Source organism: Ruegeria sp. J8 (assembly GCF_056531925.1).
The window spans coordinates 206,202-222,646 of sequence record NZ_JBQFMR010000002.1; the positions used below are offsets into that span (position 1 = coordinate 206,202).

Here is a 16,445-nt window from a genome sequence, read left to right on the forward strand (position 1 = left end):
TCACAATGATCAGAGATGGCCTGATTTCAAGGGCTTGTACAAGTGGAAACTAGCCTTGTGCGACACCAGCTCCGACTAGATGTAAAACATTTTTACATTACCCCCTTGCAACCCGTTATGCAGCTCCCATCTATTCAATGTGAAAGCGATTTACATAAACCCGGAGACACCACATGACCGCACTAACCGACCCCGCCGTCCCTTCGAATCCGGGATGGTTGCACCGTATCGAGGCCTGGCTGGACGACAAAGGCAAAGGCGCCTGGATCGCCGCAATGGTGCTTGGTTTCATCTTCTTCTGGCCCGTGGGCCTTGCCCTTTTGGCCTATTTGATCTGGAGCAAACGCATGTTCAGCAAATCCTGCAGCCGTCGCAAATCCTGGAACAGCCAAATGAGCGCCATGAAACCTTCGGGCAACAGCGCGTTCGACGCGTACAAGTCCGACACTCTGGCGCGACTGGAACGTGAACAGAAAGAATTTGAAGCCTTCCTGCGCCGTTTGCGCGAAGCCAAGGACAAGGCCGAGTTCGACCAGTTCATGGATGAACGCGCCCGCGAAAACCGCGACGACGCCGAAACCGGCGCGACGGCCTGATCCGACCTTGCCCTGCCCCGGATTTCGGGACAGGGTGATCCTATTCAACGACGCGGATATCCCTATATGACCCATCTACCCGATCCCGATCGCCAGCCGGAATTCTATCAATCGGTGGCGACTAAACGCTTTGTTGCCTGGCTGTTCGATATCGCGCTGATTTCGCTGCTGTGTATCGTGCCGGTCTTCCTGACCCTTGGCGCGGGGCTGTTTTTCCTGCCGCTGATCTACGGCGTCATCAGCTTTGTTTACCGCGTGGTCACTATCACCAACGGGTCGGCCACGCTGGGCATGCGCTTTATGGGGATCGAGCTGCGCGACGCATTCGGCGCGCGGATGGATCTGGGCAAAGCGGTGGCCCACACGGCGGGGTATTTCGTTAGCATGGCATTCTTTGTCGTGCAGATCGTTTCGGTCATCATGATGCTGACCAGCGCACGCTGTCAGGGCCTGACGGATTCGTTCCTTGGAACAGTAATGATCAACCAGCGCGCATAAGACAAACAGGGCCGCGTGAATCACTTGGCGGTTCCGGGATCGGTTGTTATCATCCGACCCAGGAAACACGGAACGTTCATGCGACACACGCTGCCCATTGCGCCACAATTCTATGTGACGGCCCCACAGCCTTGCCCTTATCTTGAGGGCAAGATGGAGCGGAAACTGTTCACCGCCCTGCAAGGTGAAGGCGCGGACCAGTTGAACAATTCCCTTTCACAACAAGGGTTTCGGCGGTCTCAGAACGTGCTCTACCGTCCCTCTTGCGCCGATTGCGCGGCCTGTTTGTCGGCACGGATCGACGTGTCGGCCTTCAAACCCCGCAAAAGCCAGAAACGCGCAGCCAAGCGCAACGCCTATTTGCAGCGCAAGGCGAACTCGCCCTGGGCCACAGATGAGCAGTATGAGCTGTTCCGCCGTTATCTGGACACCCGCCATTCAGATGGTGGCATGGCCGATATGGACGTGTTCGAATTCGCCGCGATGATCGAGGAAACGCCGATCCGGTCGCGCGTCGTAGAATACGCTGACCCAAACTCGCATGAGCTGATCGCTGTCAGCCTGACCGATGTACTCGATGACGGGCTGAGCATGGTCTATTCCTTTTACGACCCACATCAGCCGCAGAATTCCCTTGGGACATATATGATCCTCGACCATATCGACATCGCACGCGAAGCCGGTTTGCCCTATGTCTATCTGGGCTATTGGGTGCCGGGCAGCCCCAAGATGGGCTACAAGGCCCGTTTCTCGGGGTTGGAGGTCTATATTCGGGGCGAATGGACACGCGTCAGTGATCCCTCCGACCTTGCAGCTGCAGGACATCATCCGCTGTCCACCGCTCCGATTGCCGAGCAGGTCGCCAATATCCAACTGCCCGACCGTCACCCCACCAAAGGCTGATCCCCCATGCGGCAAAGCTTGCACGCGGTCACACTGGTCGTGCCCGGCTATGATGAGGCGATTGCATTCTATACCCAAACCCTGTCCTTTTCGCTGTTGCAGGATATCGACCTGGGCGGAGGCAAGCGATGGGTGCGTGTCGCCCCTGCGGGATCCGAGCTGGGCTCGCTTTTACTGGCGCAGGCCGACGGGCCGGAACAAGCGGCGGCGATTGGCAACCAGACCGGCGGCCGGGTTGGTTTTTTCCTGCAAACCGATGATTTTCAACGCGACTACACCGCCATGAAAGCGGCCGGCGTGACGTTCGAGGAAACTCCGCGTCATGAACCTTATGGAACCGTCGCGGTCTGGCGTGACCCGTTTGGAAATCGCTGGGATTTGATTGAGTTCATCTAGGGCGTGGTGCGGTATTTCGACTGCCTCAGGGCAGATCAGACAGAAAAGATGAAGAATTATTAATCATCTAAATGGCGACTTCCCTACGCCCAGCGATTGAATCCTTACCCTACGTCACCAAGTAATCCTGACCCTCAGCCGTTCGACCCCGTTTAGATCCGCACGGCTGGGCTTCAATGACATAGCCCGTGATGCAACAGGTTCCCGACCTGCGGGTTTGGCTTTGGTAAAGGGAGACGGACAATGACTCATGCTATTCGACGGCTGCTTGCGGCCAACCTGACAACGCAAATCCTGATGGCCCTTGTACTTGGCTCAGCCCTTGGACTGGCCCTGAACTATTGGCAAATCCCGTTCCTTCAGGAGCATATGGTCAATGGCCTGTTCACCATGGTCGGTCAGATGTTCCTGAACGGGCTGCAAATGCTGGTCGTGCCGCTAGTGGTGTTTTCCCTACTGTGCGGCGTGGTTGGGATTGGTGATCTCAAGGTGTTGGGCCGCGTAGGCGGGCTGACCTTTGTCACCTATCTGGCGACTACGGCGCTGGCGGTGATGACGGCGCTGGTGTTCGCCAACATCATCAATCCCGGCATGGGATTTGACAGCCTGCATATGGCCAGCGCGGATGTGTCCGTCGCAACGCAGGATACTGCGTGGCAGATACTGGCAAACATCATCCCCAAGAACCCGGTTCAGGCGCTGGCCAATGGCGAAATGCTGCAAATCATCTTCTACGTGATCGTTGTCGGTATCGCCGTGCTGATGATCGGCAGCCGCGCCAAAACTTTTGTCGAGGGTTGCACCTTCATGAACGAACTGGCGATGAAAATCGTCGAGATCGTGATGGCCTTTGCCCCGATCGGTGTCTTTTGCCTGATCGCCAAGACCTTCGCGGCCGAAGGGTTCAGCCTGTTCGCTCCGGTCATCGGGTACCTGACGACCATCAGCCTCACGCTGGTCTTTCACCTCTGCGTGACGCTGATGGTGCTGCTTTATGTGTGCACCGGTCTCAGCCCGCGCGCGTTTCTGCGCAAGATGCGCTCGGCGCAGGTATTTGCCTTCTCGACCTCAAGCTCAAACGCGACGATCCCGGCCTCGATGCAATGCGTGACGCAGCGCATCGGTGTCGACCGCTCGGTTGCTTCGTTCGGCATCCCGTTGGGCGCGACGATCAACATGGACGGCACCGCGATCATGCATGGGGTGGCAACCGTGTTCCTGGCCAATGCCTATGGGATTGATCTGGGGCTGGGTGGCTATATGACCATCATCTCGATCTCGGTTCTGGCATCCATCGGAACGGCAGGCGTTCCCGGCGTGGGGATTGTGATGCTGGCAATGGTTCTGAACCAGCTGGGTATGCCACTGGACGGGATCGCCATCATCCTCGCCGTTGACCGGATCATCGACATGATGCGGACGGTGGTGAACATCACCGGCGACGCGGTTGTCACCACCATCGTTGCGCAGCGTGTCGGCAAGCTGGACCGGGCGGTCTTCAATGACCCCGACGCCGGGACCCTGACCCCCGCCACGCTGGATATTGACCACGAGGCCGAAGCTGCTTTTGCAAAACTGACGCATCCCAAAGCCGAAGCCTGAACAAAAAAGACCGGAGGCCACAGGGCCTCCGGTCTGTCATTCTTCAGTCTGCCCGATCAGTTCGGGATCAGATCCGGCACGATGGTCACGATGGTCGGGAAGAACCAAAGGATACCAATCCCGACTACCTGAATCAGCACGAATGGAATGATCCCGCGATAGATATGACCTGTTGTGACCTCTTTAGGCGCAACGCCCCTTAGGTAGAACAGCGCGAACCCGAAAGGTGGCGTCAGGAACGAGGTCTGCAGGTTCACCGCCACCATGATCGTCACCCATTTCGGATCGAACGACCCGCCATAGATCACCGGACCCACAATGGGGATCACGATGTAGATGATCTCGAGGAAGTCCAGCACGAAGCCCAGAATGAACAGCACCAGCATCACGATCAGGAAGACCGTAAACTCGTTGTCAAAACTGCGCAGGAACTGCTGGATATAGTGTTCCCCCCCGAACGAGATCACCACAAGGTTCAGCAACTGCGAGCCGATCAGGATGGTAAAGACCATCGAGGTCACCTTGGCCGTCTCGCGCACCACGGGCGTCAGAACCCCGCTGGTGAACAAGACCCAGCAACCAAACAGCAGGCCGAACAGGGCAAACAGGTAGGCGCCATAGGCCACGATGAAGGCAATCCAGGTCTCGACGCTGACATCGCTCTGGTTGATGCGCAGATCGAAGTTCACGCCCATCAGCAAGGCCACGATCACGGCCAAAGTCGCCCAGATGATCACCTTGGCCGAGCGGCCCTGATCCTGCAGCTTGCGGTAAGCGGCCAGCATGATCGCCCCGCCTGCCCCCAGCGCCGCAGCGGGCGTCGGGTTAGTCACACCACCCAGGATCGAGCCCAGAACCGCGATGATCAGAACCAGCGGCGGGAAGACCACACGGATCAGATCATTGGTCGCACAGCGCGCGGCGGCCTCTTTGCAGCCATAGATGGCCAGCGCAAACGGCACCGCCAGCAGCACAAAGGTCACACCCGAGGACGTGGTCGGAGCGATGAACAGCACATCGAACAACAGCATCAGCAACAGGCCGATGGCCCCTACGATCAGCGGCTGCGCCGGCTTCGATGGCGCGATGCCGCGACCCATGACCAGCGTCAGACCCAGCAGCACGACCATGACGGCCACACCGGTGCCGATCGGCGCAGCCGAAGCGATCTTGGCTTGCTGCGCAGCGGCCAGTTCCTCTTCGCTTAGGCGGGTCGACTCGGCGGCCCCACCTGCGGCGTCGATGGCCTCTTGCTCGGCTACGGCCTGATCCCAGGCCAGTTGCCCATGCAGGTCGATCATCGAGGCTTTGCATTCCTCGGACACGTTCGTGCGCAGCGATGCGCCCTCACCGATATCCGAGAAAGCCGAGACGCCGATATTCTGGCTTCCGACAACACCAGCACTGCTCAGAACCATCATGCCCACGATCAGCGCAACCGGTGCACCCAGCAACCAGGTCAGACCTTCGGCACGGGTGATCGACTCACCACTACCGCCTGACATTTCAACGGCCGGGGCCTTTTCCGGATTCAGCAGCGCATAGCCAAAGGCATAAAGCGCATACAGCAGCGCCAGCATGATCCCCGGCAGCAAGGCAGCCTGAAACAATGTCCCAACCGAGACCACAGCGGGCTCACCCAGATAGGTCAGCGCGTCTGTACAACCCGCATCCTGCGCGCGGGTTTCCTGCGCGGTCGAATACAGGTCTCCTGCCAGTGTCCCCAGCAGAACGATCACGATCGAGGGCGGAATGATCTGTCCCAGCGTTCCCGAGGCCGCGATCACACCGGTCGCCAGTTCCGGCGAGTAGTTGTTGCGCAGCATGGTTGGCAGCGCCAGCAGGCCCATCGTCACCACGGTCGCACCCACGATCCCGGTCGAGGCCGCAAGAAACGCCCCCACAACCACAATCGACACAGCCAGACCACCGGGCAGCGGGCCAAAGACACGCGCCATCGTGGTCAGCAGATCGTTTGCGATCTTCGAGCGTTCCAGCGTGATACCCATCAGGACGAACATCAGAACGGCCAGCAGGGTTTCAATCGACTGACCGGCCAGCACGCGTTCGTTCATACGGTTCACGATGAATGACACATTGCGGTCCAGCGCGGTTTCCCAGCCCTGCACAAAGACCGGTTCGGCGATCCTTGGTAGGTCCGGGAAGCGGAACACTGATACCGTTTCTGGTTTGACCCCCGAATTGACGAGGTCCCGGTACGCTTGGGAGCCGGTATCAATTGCCTGGTGGATCAGCAGCCCCGCACTGTCCAGCGCAGCGATGATCCCGAAGGAAATGATCCCTGCCCCGCCGATAGCAAATGCCACCGGAAAACCGGATAGGATGCCTCCGAAAAGGCAGAAGAATACGATAATGAGGCCTATCTCGACGCCATCAAGTCCGAATAGCATAGTCTTGGTCTCCGTCCTTAATGCGTGCCTTCGAAGGCTTCTTCACCCTCACCAAGGCTGTCCTTGTCGAGGTATTTTCCAGTGCTCTCGGACCCTTCCGAGTATTCCAGGAACGAGCGGTAGAGGAATGCGATGGCGTGCAGGAACACCATGGCCGCAAATGCCACCAGCAGGATCTTGAACAGGAAGTACGCGTTGAACCCGTTGGGGCTGAAACCGATGGTTTCCACGTTCCAGCGCAGCGCGCGGGATTTGGCGACCAGGCGGTCCAACGTATCACTGGCCGAGGGTTTCGGCACGATCAGGTGTCGCCACATGAAGTACCAGCCATACATCCAGGTCAGCACGGCCATGGGCATCATGAACAGAACCGCCCCGCACATATCGACCACACGCTTGGCCCGGTGGCTGATCCCGGCGTAGATCAGGTCAACGCGTACATGCCCGCCCTGAACGAAAGTGTAGGTGCAGCACAGGCAGACAACCATGGCGTTATAAAGTTTAAGTTCTTCCGCGAACCAACTGATATCTTGCGTAAACGGGATACCCAGGCCAAAGGACATATCGGGCCGGGTAAAGACCCGCTGCATGAACACGATGACGATCTGCTGGATCACCATCAGCAAGCCGGCCCAGGCGAAAAAGCGGCCGGTTGTGTTGGCGAAACCTTCAAGGACCCGCACCATTCCCCACATGAAGTTGCGGTAATACAGTCCAACTGCGGTCAGAACCAAAAAGAAGGTAAAGACCACAAAGAAGAACTCGACCGAACCGCCGTAATAGACAAAACGCATGATCGACGCCTTGTCCGACCAATCCAGCCAGAGTTGCGGATGCGTGATGGCATATCCGAAATTATAGAAAGCTTCGGCAATGTTCTGAATGAGCCATAGCAGCCCATTCCACAGGGCGCCGAAGAACGAGATACCGTTATCGTCCTGCATGTTGTCCCCAGGTCGCGTCAGTTGCACGAGGTGTTATCGCGGGCATGTCCAAGCCCGGCACGTGCAACGGGAAAGGTTTCCCCGCACAGGGCGGGGAAACCATTTGGTCGTGAGTAGGTTGCTTAGCCGCGAACGCGGTCGCGCTGCGTGGTGTAGGCACCCGAGGACAGGTTCTGCCATGCCGAAGATGCTGCCATCGACGACATTGCGCTGTCGTGGATTTTCTTGAACAGCTCGTCGCCCATGTTTTCGTCCAGAACTTCCTGGCTGGCCTGACCGAAGGCATCCCAGACGCTGTCGGGGAATTCCAGAACCTTCACGCCACCCGACTGCAGGCGCTGCAGCGCCGCGCCGTTGTTGGCCAGGAATTGCGCCAGGTTCCACTGGTGCGCTTCGCCCGCTGCGATCTCGATGATCTTCTGCTGTGCAGGTGTCAGTTCGTCGAATACATCGCGGTTCGTTGCCAGCGACAGACCTGCGCCCGGCTCGTGGAAGCCCGCGGTGTAGTATGTCTTGGTGATTTCCTGGAAACCGGCCTTTTCGTCCGCCCAGGGGCCAATCCACTCGGTGCCGTCAATCGCACCCGAGGACAGCGCCTGATACACTTCCGAGCCCGGAATGTTCTGAACCGATGCGCCCAGCTTGCCCAGCGCCTGACCACCCAGACCCGGCATACGGAACTTCAGACCTTGGAAATCCTCGGGGCCGTTGATCTCTTTCGAGTACCAGCCACCTGCCTGCGCACCGGTGTTACCCGCCAGGAAGGATTTCAGGCCGAAGATCGAACCCAGCTCGTCATGCAGCTCCATGCCGCCATCATGGTAGTACCAGTTCACAAGTTCCTGCGCGGTCATGCCGAAGGGCACGGCAGTGAAGAACGCATAGCCCGGATGCTGACCCACAAAGTAATAGTCGGCCGCGTGATACATGTCGGCCTGACCGGACGACACCGCGTCAAACACTTCGAAAGCACCAACCAGTTCGCCAGCGGCCTTGATTTCGACATTCAGGCTGCCGTCGGACATAGTGTTGATGCTGTCGGCACAACGCTGCGCGCTGTCGAACACGCCCGCCAGACCGCGACCCCACGAGGTCACCATGGTCAGGGTGCGTTTGCCCTGTGCATAAGCCGGAGCTGCCAGCGAGGTGGCCGCAGCAGCCGAGCCGCCCAGAGCAGATGTTTTTAGAAATGAACGACGATCCATATGAGTGTTCCTCCCCTACATAGTCCAATCCCCCGAACTTTGCGGGGGCAGTCGTTTTCAGTGCGGCCAGCCTAATGACGGGAATTTGAATGTGAATACCTACTACTACGTAGGATTGCCGGTTTTTGAGGTGGGTGCGGGACAAAACCGGTAAATCTGGGGCCCATTTTCCGGCGAAGCGGGCGACGTCACGATCGGAGACCCAAAGATTTTGCATTTTGACGCCTGCTTGCGTAACGATTCGACCATGAGGGGAATCCGCAATCTGATCTCGCTGACCTATGGCCAGAAACTGTCGCTTGTGGCGGCCATTCCTCTGTTGGTGGCCGTGGCAGCGATTGCATTCTTCGTCACCTACGAGGCCCGCGCCACCGCCGAGCGTGAAATTCAGGCGCTGGAACGTCGCCTGATCGAAGCCAAGAAAGAAGAGCTGCGCAACTACGTCACGCAGGCCCGCAACGGGTTCGCCTATATCTACGGCCGCGCCTCGACCGACGACAATGTGGCTCAGAATCTGGTCACGCAGATTCTGTCGGCCATGATCTACGGCAAGGATGGGTTCTTCTTTGTCTATGATTACGACGGCAACAATCTGGTCAGCCCGCGTCAGACCCAGTTCATCAACCGAAACTGGGAAGGTCTGACCGATAGCGACGGCACCCCGATTGTGGACGAGTTCATCCGCCTCGCCCGGCAGGGGGCTGGTTGGCACAGTTTCATGTGGCAAAAACCGTCGACCGGGGAAGAGGCGCAGATGATCGCCTATGTGGTTGGTCTTCAGGATTGGCGATGGGCCGTGGGCACAGGGGTCTTCATCGACGATATCGTCGCCACCGTCGCCAATGCCCGCGCCGAGGTCGAAGCCCGCGTGCAGCGCACCTTTGCCTATATCGGCGGTATCGTTCTGGCCGCCGTTCTGATCGTGTTTGCCTCGGGCATGTTACTGAATTTCCGCGAACGCAGGCTGGCGGATGCCAAGCTGAAAGAGCTGACTCAACGCGTGTTTGACGCGCAAGAGGAAGAGCGCGGACGGGTGGCCCGTGAGCTCCATGACGGGATCAGCCAGATCCTGGTCGGTGTGCGCTATGCGCTGGACAATGCCCGCCGCCGGCTGACGCGCGGCGATGATGCAGGCGCGCGCGACCCGCTGGACAAAGGGATCGACCATCTGGGCACCGCGATTACCGAGGTCCGCCGCATCAGCCGTGACCTGCGCCCCGGCGTGCTGGACGATCTGGGTTTGGGCCCTGCCCTTAAGGCACTAACCGATGATTTCCGCGAGCGTACGGGGATCGAGACCGAGTTCTCGACCGTCGTGTTTCGCAACCGTCTGGATCAGGACAGCAAGATCGCACTCTACCGTATCGCGCAGGAGGCGCTGACCAATATCGAGCGACATTCCGGCGCAACCAGCGTCACCATCGACCTGCGCGGCCACAAAAAGGGCGCGACCATGCGGATCACCGACAATGGCCGCGGTTTGCGCAGCGCACCCAGCGATGGCAGTGCCGGGATCGGGCTGCGCAACATGCAGGAACGGATCGAACAACTTGACGGATCGCTGCGCATTCTGTCATCACGCGGCCCACGCAGCGGAACGGTGATCGAGGTCAGCCTACCTCTCAGCCACTTGCTGCCGCCGCAGGAAGACGCAACCCCAAACCGAAAGGCCGGAACATGAGCGACACCACGATCCGGGTTCTGATCGTCGATGACCATCCAATGGTTGCCGAGGGGATCCAGTCGATATTGGAAAGCTATGACGAGATCGAGGTGGTCGGCACTCTGGGTAGCGGGCAGGATGCGGTCGATCAGGTGGCTGGGTTGCAGCCGGATGTCATTCTGATGGACCTCAATATGCCCGGCCTCGGTGGCCTCAGCGCGACCGAGATCATTCTCGAACGTCTGCCAGAAACGCGCATCCTGATCCTGTCGATGCATGATAGCCCGGAATATATCTCGACGGCGCTCAGCCACGGGGCCAAAGGCTATGTCCTCAAAGATGTCCCCACAGATGAAATCAAGCAGGCCATCGACGCTGTCATGCGTGGCGAGCAATATCTGTGCACCGGTGCCAGCGGCTCTCTTGAGCCCAAGGGCGACAACACGCGTGAGGCCCTGACCGGGCGCGAACAAACGATCCTGCTGGAACTCGCACAGGGCAAGTCCAACAAAGAGGTCGCTCACACACTGGACATCTCGGTCCGTACGGTCGAGACACATCGCAAGAACATCAAACGCAAGCTGGGGATATCCTCGACCGCCGGTCTGACCCGCTATGCGCTGGAACACGGCGTCTTGCAGGGCACCAGCCCAGGGTTCTGACCGCAGCGCGGCACGCGCTGCCCGGCCCAACCGGCGAAGATACGCCGCAGGCGCATCGACAACGGGCGGGAGCCCCGCCCGCTTCAGTCGAGCAAACGGTCCTGCCGCAGCCCTTCCCGATCTTGATGATGTTGCAGCACCCGCCCATAAAGCTGCCGAGTTCGTTCGACGCTGCCGCACATCCCCTCGGCCTCAACGAATGAAAAAATACCCACATAGCGACGTTGCGTCCCGGTCACCGCTGCGACCCGATGCAACGCGTAACGGCCCTTGAATATCTGAAGATCGCCGGGTTGCAACTCCAATTGCCGGACCCGCGCCCTTTCCCCGCCAAGCACGGCTGAGACGGCTGGAAAATTCTCGTCCGTTGGGCTGCGCAGGTTCGGTACATATTCGAACGCGCCACCCCCTTCGCCGTTTTGGATGGCCAAAGTCACGGTGAAATTGTTAGTATCGAAGTGCCAGGGAAAGCCCTGCCCTTCCTCCACCACATTGATGATCACATCCGCCAAAGGATCGTCATAGCGAAAGAAACAGTCGTCGGGCTCATCCAACGCTGCGCGAATAAACGGCAGGAAGTCTGCGCATTCGTAAATTCGTCGCAACGGCCCCGTTTTTGCGAAATTGTCCGCTGGCACAAAGGCGTTTGAGCGGTCAAAAAACTGCCGAACCGGGTGATTTCGATCCAGCGAGGGTTCATCACGGGTAAAATAGGCATTGGTTCGGCTGAATGAACGATGGGCGTGCTCGGCCACCGTATCGGCCTCTTGTCGCAATTGCGCGACTCCGTCGGAATGCACAAACCCCGGCAACACCGCGCAGCCATCCTGATCCAACTCACGCCTCAGATCGCTGATCAACCGCTCATATGCTCGAGAGCCCGGGCAATCTATCGGATACCGTCCAAGGTCAATAAGATCGTGCATGATATCCCGCCTCCATCGCCTATATGCTCGGGTCCACGTTGCCCCAGCATGTTGCCGCTATCATGCTCGTTTAGGACATCACTTTGACATTTTCCGACACGGTCAAATCACAGAGTCGCGTGGATTTCCCTCCAGGTTTTCCCGAAAATTCCCATCATGCGGCAATCTGCGCAATAAAATGTCGCAAAATTCACTGCCTGAGATAGAAAATTGGTGCGATTGCCTGTTGACGCCCCGTCGCGCCGCTCATAATGTCCCTGCACGCAAAAAAGGAGCCTCTGGCGATGAAAGCGCTAGTCGTAATCGTAGGAAACACGCGCATGGGCCGGTGACGGTAAACCATAATTCAACCCATGCGCCTCCGAAAATCTCGGGGGCTTTTTTTTGGCAACACGCAAGACACATGTCGCGAACGGAGCAAAGCAGATGACACGTGAGATGACCGGCGCAAAGATGGTGGTTCAGGCCCTCAAGGATCAGGGCGTGGACACGGTATTCGGATACCCCGGCGGCGCCGTGCTACCGATCTATGATGAGATTTTTCTGCAAAACGACATTCGCCACATTCTGGTGCGTCACGAACAAGGGGCTGTGCACGCCGCCGAAGGGTACGCGCGCTCGACCGGCAAGCCCGGCGTTGCGCTTGTAACCTCAGGCCCCGGTGCCACCAATGCAGTAACCGGCCTGACCGATGCGTTGCTGGATTCGATCCCGATCGTGGTTCTAACCGGTCAGGTCCCGACCTTCATGATCGGCTCGGACGCGTTTCAAGAGGCTGACACCGTTGGCATCACCCGCCCCTGCACCAAGCACAACTGGCTGGTGAAGGATACAGACTCGCTTTCTGAGACCATGCACGAGGCTTTCCACGTCGCCACCTCTGGCCGCCCTGGTCCTGTGCTGATCGACATTCCTAAGGACGTGCAGTTCGCCTCGGGTGACTATACCGGCCCGAAACCTTCGACCTCACATTACCAGCCAGTTTTGAAAGGCGATCTCGAAGAGATCACCGAACTGGTTGCCGCGATTGAGACGGCGAAAAAACCTGTCTTCTACACGGGTGGTGGCGTGATCAACTCGGGCCCCGCGGCCAGCCAGTTGCTGCGCGAGCTGGTGGATGCAACCGGCTTTCCGATTACCTCGACCCTGATGGGACTGGGGGCCTATCCGGCGTCGGGCGAGAACTGGTTGGGCATGCTGGGAATGCATGGTCTCTATGAGGCCAATCTGGCGATGCATGACTGCGACCTGATGATCAACATCGGCGCACGTTTCGATGACCGGATCACCGGGCGCATTGATGCGTTCTCGCCGAACTCGAAAAAGGCGCATATCGACATTGATCCGTCGTCCATCAACAAGGTGATCCGCGTCGATATCCCGATTGTCGGGGACGTGGCACATGTGCTGGAAGATATCCTCAAGGTCTGGAAAGCACGTGGGCGTAAAACCGACGCAGCGGCGGTTAAACAATGGCAGTCGCAGATTGCGGATTGGCGCAAGGTCAACTGCCTGGCCTATACCAACAGCGAAAAGACGATCAAACCGCAATACGCGCTGCAACGTCTTGAAGAGCTAACCAAAAACCACGACCGCTATATCACCACCGAGGTCGGCCAGCACCAGATGTGGGCAGCACAATATCTTGGGTTCGAAGACCCCAACCGCTGGATGACATCCGGTGGTCTGGGCACCATGGGCTATGGCACTCCGGCCTCGATCGGTGTGCAGATGGCGCATCCCGACGCGCTGGTAATCAATGTCGCGGGTGAAGCCTCTTGGCTGATGAACATGCAGGAAATGGGCACCGCCGTTCAGTACCGCCTGCCCGTGAAACAGTTCATCCTGAACAACGAACGTCTGGGCATGGTACGCCAGTGGCAGGAATTGCTGCATGGCGAGCGGTACTCGCATTCGTGGTCCGAAGCCCTGCCCGACTTCGTCAAACTCGCCGAGGCCTTCGGGGCCAAGGGCATACTGTGTTCCAACCCCGCCGATTTGGATGACGCGATCATGGAGATGATCAACTATGACGGCCCTGTCATCTTTGATTGTCTGGTTGAAAAGCACGAAAACTGCTTCCCTATGATCCCGTCGGGCAAGGCCCATAACGAAATGCTGCTGGGCGAGGCCGAAACGCAGGGCGTGATCGACTCCAAAGGTTCGGTTCTGGTTTAACAAAATTCGTCGAATTTTGTCGGGCGCTTCAGTACCCGACCTTCGCAGGATGATGAAAGGGACTTAAATGTCTGCCCTACATATCAAACAAGGCTCCACCCGCCATTCGGCCTATAACCTAAGGCCCACATTCTCGGACGTGCAGGAACGGCACACGATTGCGGTTTTGGTCGAAAACGAACCGGGTGTTCTGGCTCGCGTGATCGGACTGTTCTCTGGCCGTGGATATAACATCGAAAGCCTCACCGTGGCCGAGGTCGATCACACCGGCCACCTGAGCCGCATTACCATCGTCACCACCGGCACGCCGCAGGTGATCGAGCAGATCAAGGCCCAGCTTGGTCGCATCGTATCGGTCCGGGATGTGCACGATCTGACGGTCGAGGGTTCATCGGTCGAGCGTGAGCTGGCCATCATCAAGGTCGTGGGCGAAGGCGACAAACGGGTCGAAGCTCTGCGTCTGGCCGATATCTTCCGCGCCAATGTAGTAGACAGCACCCTGAATTCGTTCATTTTCGAAATCACTGGGGCCCCGGACAAGATCGACGCCTTTGCCGACCTGATGCGCCCGCTGGGCCTGGTTGAAATCGCCCGCACCGGTGTCGCGGCCTTGCTGCGTGGTGACTGAATGAATTGCCCCGCCCATTGCATGTAAGCATCGGACGGGGCTAAACATTCACAAAACTGCAGACAATATGCAATTATGTCTGTTTATTTTTTACATAACAGAAAATAATTGAATAAAAGATTATACAAATAAAAATAAAGCCTATTGCCTTTGCGGTTTAGCGCGTTAGCTTCGACACGTAACGTGGCGTTTCTATGCGCCTGTTGGGGTCCTAAGTACGATTTCAGAACATGCGCGACCGTTTGGTCAGACATGGTACGGTTTCACAAAAACACTTGAATACCGGGACAGAAATGACCAACGACACCCGCAACCCTGCTGACTTGCGCAGGATGTTCGGCGCAAACCTCAGGCAGCTCGCGCAGCAATACCCATCTGTTTCCGAACTCTGCCGTCAGCTTGGCATCAACCGGACTCAATTCAACCGGTATTTGGGCGGAGAGAGCTTTCCCCGCCCCGATGTTCTGGACCGCATTTGCCGGTTCTTCGATGTCGACGCCCGTATTCTGCTGCACCCTCTTGAGGCATTGGACAAGGCCCCTCTACACCCCGCCGCTTCGGCCCTGACCGAGTTTCTGGGCTCGGGGCCCACGACGTTGACCGAGACGCTGCTGCCCGCCGGATTCTATTCTGTGTCAGAGACGGATCTTGAAAACCCCTTCCCGTCCCGGCGCCGGCTGCTGCACGCCCGCCGCCTGCCCCAATGCACCCTGATTCGCAGCTTCGAGCCCCCCTCGGATGGCAAAGACAGTTCAGCCAAAGCGCGCGAAGTTCAGGGGATCGCCGCTTGTGCCGGTCATCAAATCTATATCCTGATGTCCTGCCGCGCCGCCCAGAACAGCCGCATCTACCTGATGACTCGCAATTCGGACTCGCAAGAAGAGTATTGGCGCGGCGTCGCAATCTGCCTGTCCAAGACGAATGCAAATGCGACCACCATGCGCAAACTCCAGCTGCGCCATCTGGGCACCAAACCGACCGAGGCATTGCCCGCCGCCCGCACCGCGCGCAGGTTGGAAAAGCCGCTTTAGGTAAGTCCTTCGGCCTCTGTAATCTGACGGTAAAGATGCCAGCTTGCATGCCCCAATAGCGGCAATACTATCAGCAAGCCAAGAAACCAGGGGATCATGGCGACAAAGGTCAGAACGGCGATCAGCACCCCCCAACCCAACATGACCGGCAGGTTTGCACTGACATAGCTATAGCTTGCAATCATCGCCGTAACGAAATCCAGTTCGCGGTCCAGCAGCATCGGGATGGACAAGACGGTGATCATGTAAAGCACGGTCGCGAAAACTGCGCCCACCGCCGTGCCCACCGCCAACATGGTCAGCCCATTGGCCGTCAGATACACCTCGACTGAAGTGGATACGTTGGTCATGGTCGACAACCCCATGAATAAAGCAAAGATCATGTGACCCAGAAAGAACCAGAACAGGAACATGACCACGATGATTGCGCAGATCGACGGCAACTGACGCCGCCCCTGCTGCGCCACGACACCAAAGATCGCGCCATAATCCAAAGGCTCCCCCAGTTCCAACCGGTGAGAGACCTCATACAGCCCCACCGCCGCGAAGGGGCCCAACAGCGGAAACCCGATCGCCGCCAGCACCAGCCAGTACGAAGTCTGAGTCTGTATTGTTACCCAGGCAATCGCCCAGCCGGCCAGCACATAGAACCCAGCAAACAGCAACCCAAAAACCGGCGCCCGGCGAAAATCGGCCCAGGCACGGCGCAGGGATTCGCGCAGCATCTCACGGCTGACCGGTCCCATTTTCGGAACGCCAAAGGGTTTCTCCATCACATCCTCCTCCCTTCATCCGTCCTTCT

At 58.2% G+C, this 16,445-nt stretch carries 15 protein-coding genes; 10 read left to right on the top strand and 5 right to left on the bottom strand.

From position 1 onward, the window contains the following. Positions 1 to 173: 173 nt before the first annotated feature. The 5 genes from ACR0L1_RS04525 (at position 174) to ACR0L1_RS04545 (ending at position 3,995) form a co-directional block, all read left to right on the top strand. Positions 174 to 596, top strand: a complete 423-nt coding sequence (locus ACR0L1_RS04525) for a DUF2852 domain-containing protein (RefSeq protein ID WP_480857389.1) — start codon at positions 174 to 176, stop codon at positions 594 to 596. Positions 597 to 662: 66 nt separating this feature from the next. Next, positions 663 to 1,094, top strand: coding sequence for an RDD family protein (locus ACR0L1_RS04530; protein WP_170774546.1), 432 nt, complete (start codon positions 663 to 665; stop codon positions 1,092 to 1,094). A gap of 78 nt (positions 1,095 to 1,172) precedes the next feature. After that, on the top strand, positions 1,173 to 1,997 hold the full coding sequence (locus tag ACR0L1_RS04535) for an arginyltransferase (protein ID WP_170788758.1): 825 nt from the start codon (positions 1,173 to 1,175) through the stop codon (positions 1,995 to 1,997). A gap of 6 nt (positions 1,998 to 2,003) precedes the next feature. Then, complete coding sequence (locus ACR0L1_RS04540) at positions 2,004 to 2,393, top strand: VOC family protein (protein WP_170788759.1); 390 nt, start codon at positions 2,004 to 2,006, stop codon at positions 2,391 to 2,393. A gap of 243 nt (positions 2,394 to 2,636) precedes the next feature. After that, positions 2,637 to 3,995, top strand: coding sequence for a dicarboxylate/amino acid:cation symporter (locus tag ACR0L1_RS04545; RefSeq protein ID WP_480857391.1), 1,359 nt, complete (start codon positions 2,637 to 2,639; stop codon positions 3,993 to 3,995). A 56-nt stretch (positions 3,996 to 4,051) separates the two neighbouring features. On the opposite strand, the gene ACR0L1_RS04550 is transcribed toward ACR0L1_RS04545, so the two are convergent. From ACR0L1_RS04550 to ACR0L1_RS04560, 3 genes are all read right to left on the bottom strand, one after another. Continuing rightward, positions 4,052 to 6,406 (bottom strand): TRAP transporter large permease, encoded by a 2,355-nt coding sequence (locus ACR0L1_RS04550; RefSeq protein ID WP_480857393.1) that lies wholly within the window; start codon positions 6,404 to 6,406, stop codon positions 4,052 to 4,054. 17 nt (positions 6,407 to 6,423) lie between these two features. Then, positions 6,424 to 7,350, bottom strand: a complete 927-nt coding sequence (locus ACR0L1_RS04555) for a TRAP transporter small permease subunit (protein WP_480548302.1) — start codon at positions 7,348 to 7,350, stop codon at positions 6,424 to 6,426. Positions 7,351 to 7,472: 122 nt separating this feature from the next. Beyond that, positions 7,473 to 8,555, bottom strand: a complete 1,083-nt coding sequence (locus ACR0L1_RS04560; RefSeq protein ID WP_480857395.1) for a TRAP transporter substrate-binding protein — start codon at positions 8,553 to 8,555, stop codon at positions 7,473 to 7,475. 247 nt (positions 8,556 to 8,802) lie between these two features. On the opposite strand from ACR0L1_RS04560, the gene ACR0L1_RS04565 reads away from it, so the two are divergent. Next, positions 8,803 to 10,236 (top strand): cache domain-containing protein, encoded by a 1,434-nt coding sequence (locus tag ACR0L1_RS04565; RefSeq protein ID WP_170774560.1) that lies wholly within the window; start codon positions 8,803 to 8,805, stop codon positions 10,234 to 10,236. Next, entirely contained in the window at positions 10,233 to 10,880 is a 648-nt protein-coding gene (locus ACR0L1_RS04570; RefSeq protein ID WP_480502528.1) for a response regulator transcription factor, read from the top strand. The genes ACR0L1_RS04565 and ACR0L1_RS04570 overlap by 4 nt, the downstream gene beginning before the upstream one ends. An 83-nt stretch (positions 10,881 to 10,963) precedes the next feature. Here ACR0L1_RS04570 and ACR0L1_RS04575 read toward each other — a convergent pair whose 3' ends face one another. Further along, on the bottom strand, positions 10,964 to 11,806 hold the full coding sequence (locus ACR0L1_RS04575) for a HalD/BesD family halogenase (RefSeq protein ID WP_480857398.1): 843 nt from the start codon (positions 11,804 to 11,806) through the stop codon (positions 10,964 to 10,966). A 426-nt stretch (positions 11,807 to 12,232) separates the two neighbouring features. Between ACR0L1_RS04575 and ACR0L1_RS04580 the strand changes: the two genes are divergently transcribed. The 3 genes from ACR0L1_RS04580 to ACR0L1_RS04590 all read left to right on the top strand — a co-directional run bounded on the left by ACR0L1_RS04580 (position 12,233) and on the right by ACR0L1_RS04590 (position 15,643). Further along, positions 12,233 to 13,984, top strand: a complete 1,752-nt coding sequence (locus tag ACR0L1_RS04580; protein ID WP_480502530.1) for an acetolactate synthase 3 large subunit — start codon at positions 12,233 to 12,235, stop codon at positions 13,982 to 13,984. A gap of 67 nt (positions 13,985 to 14,051) precedes the next feature. Beyond that, positions 14,052 to 14,612 carry an acetolactate synthase small subunit gene (ilvN, locus tag ACR0L1_RS04585; protein WP_170774568.1) on the top strand — a complete coding sequence of 187 codons (561 nt, stop codon included), beginning with the start codon at positions 14,052 to 14,054 and terminating at the stop codon, positions 14,610 to 14,612. Between the two features lie 293 nt (positions 14,613 to 14,905). Continuing rightward, positions 14,906 to 15,643, top strand: a complete 738-nt coding sequence (locus ACR0L1_RS04590) for a helix-turn-helix domain-containing protein (protein WP_480502531.1) — start codon at positions 14,906 to 14,908, stop codon at positions 15,641 to 15,643. On the opposite strand, the gene ACR0L1_RS04595 is transcribed toward ACR0L1_RS04590, so the two are convergent. Continuing rightward, positions 15,640 to 16,416: a DUF2189 domain-containing protein gene (locus ACR0L1_RS04595; RefSeq protein ID WP_170774571.1), complete on the bottom strand. Its 777-nt coding sequence runs from the start codon at positions 16,414 to 16,416 to the stop codon at positions 15,640 to 15,642. The genes ACR0L1_RS04590 and ACR0L1_RS04595 overlap by 4 nt on opposite strands. Between the last annotated feature and the right edge of the window lie 29 nt (positions 16,417 to 16,445).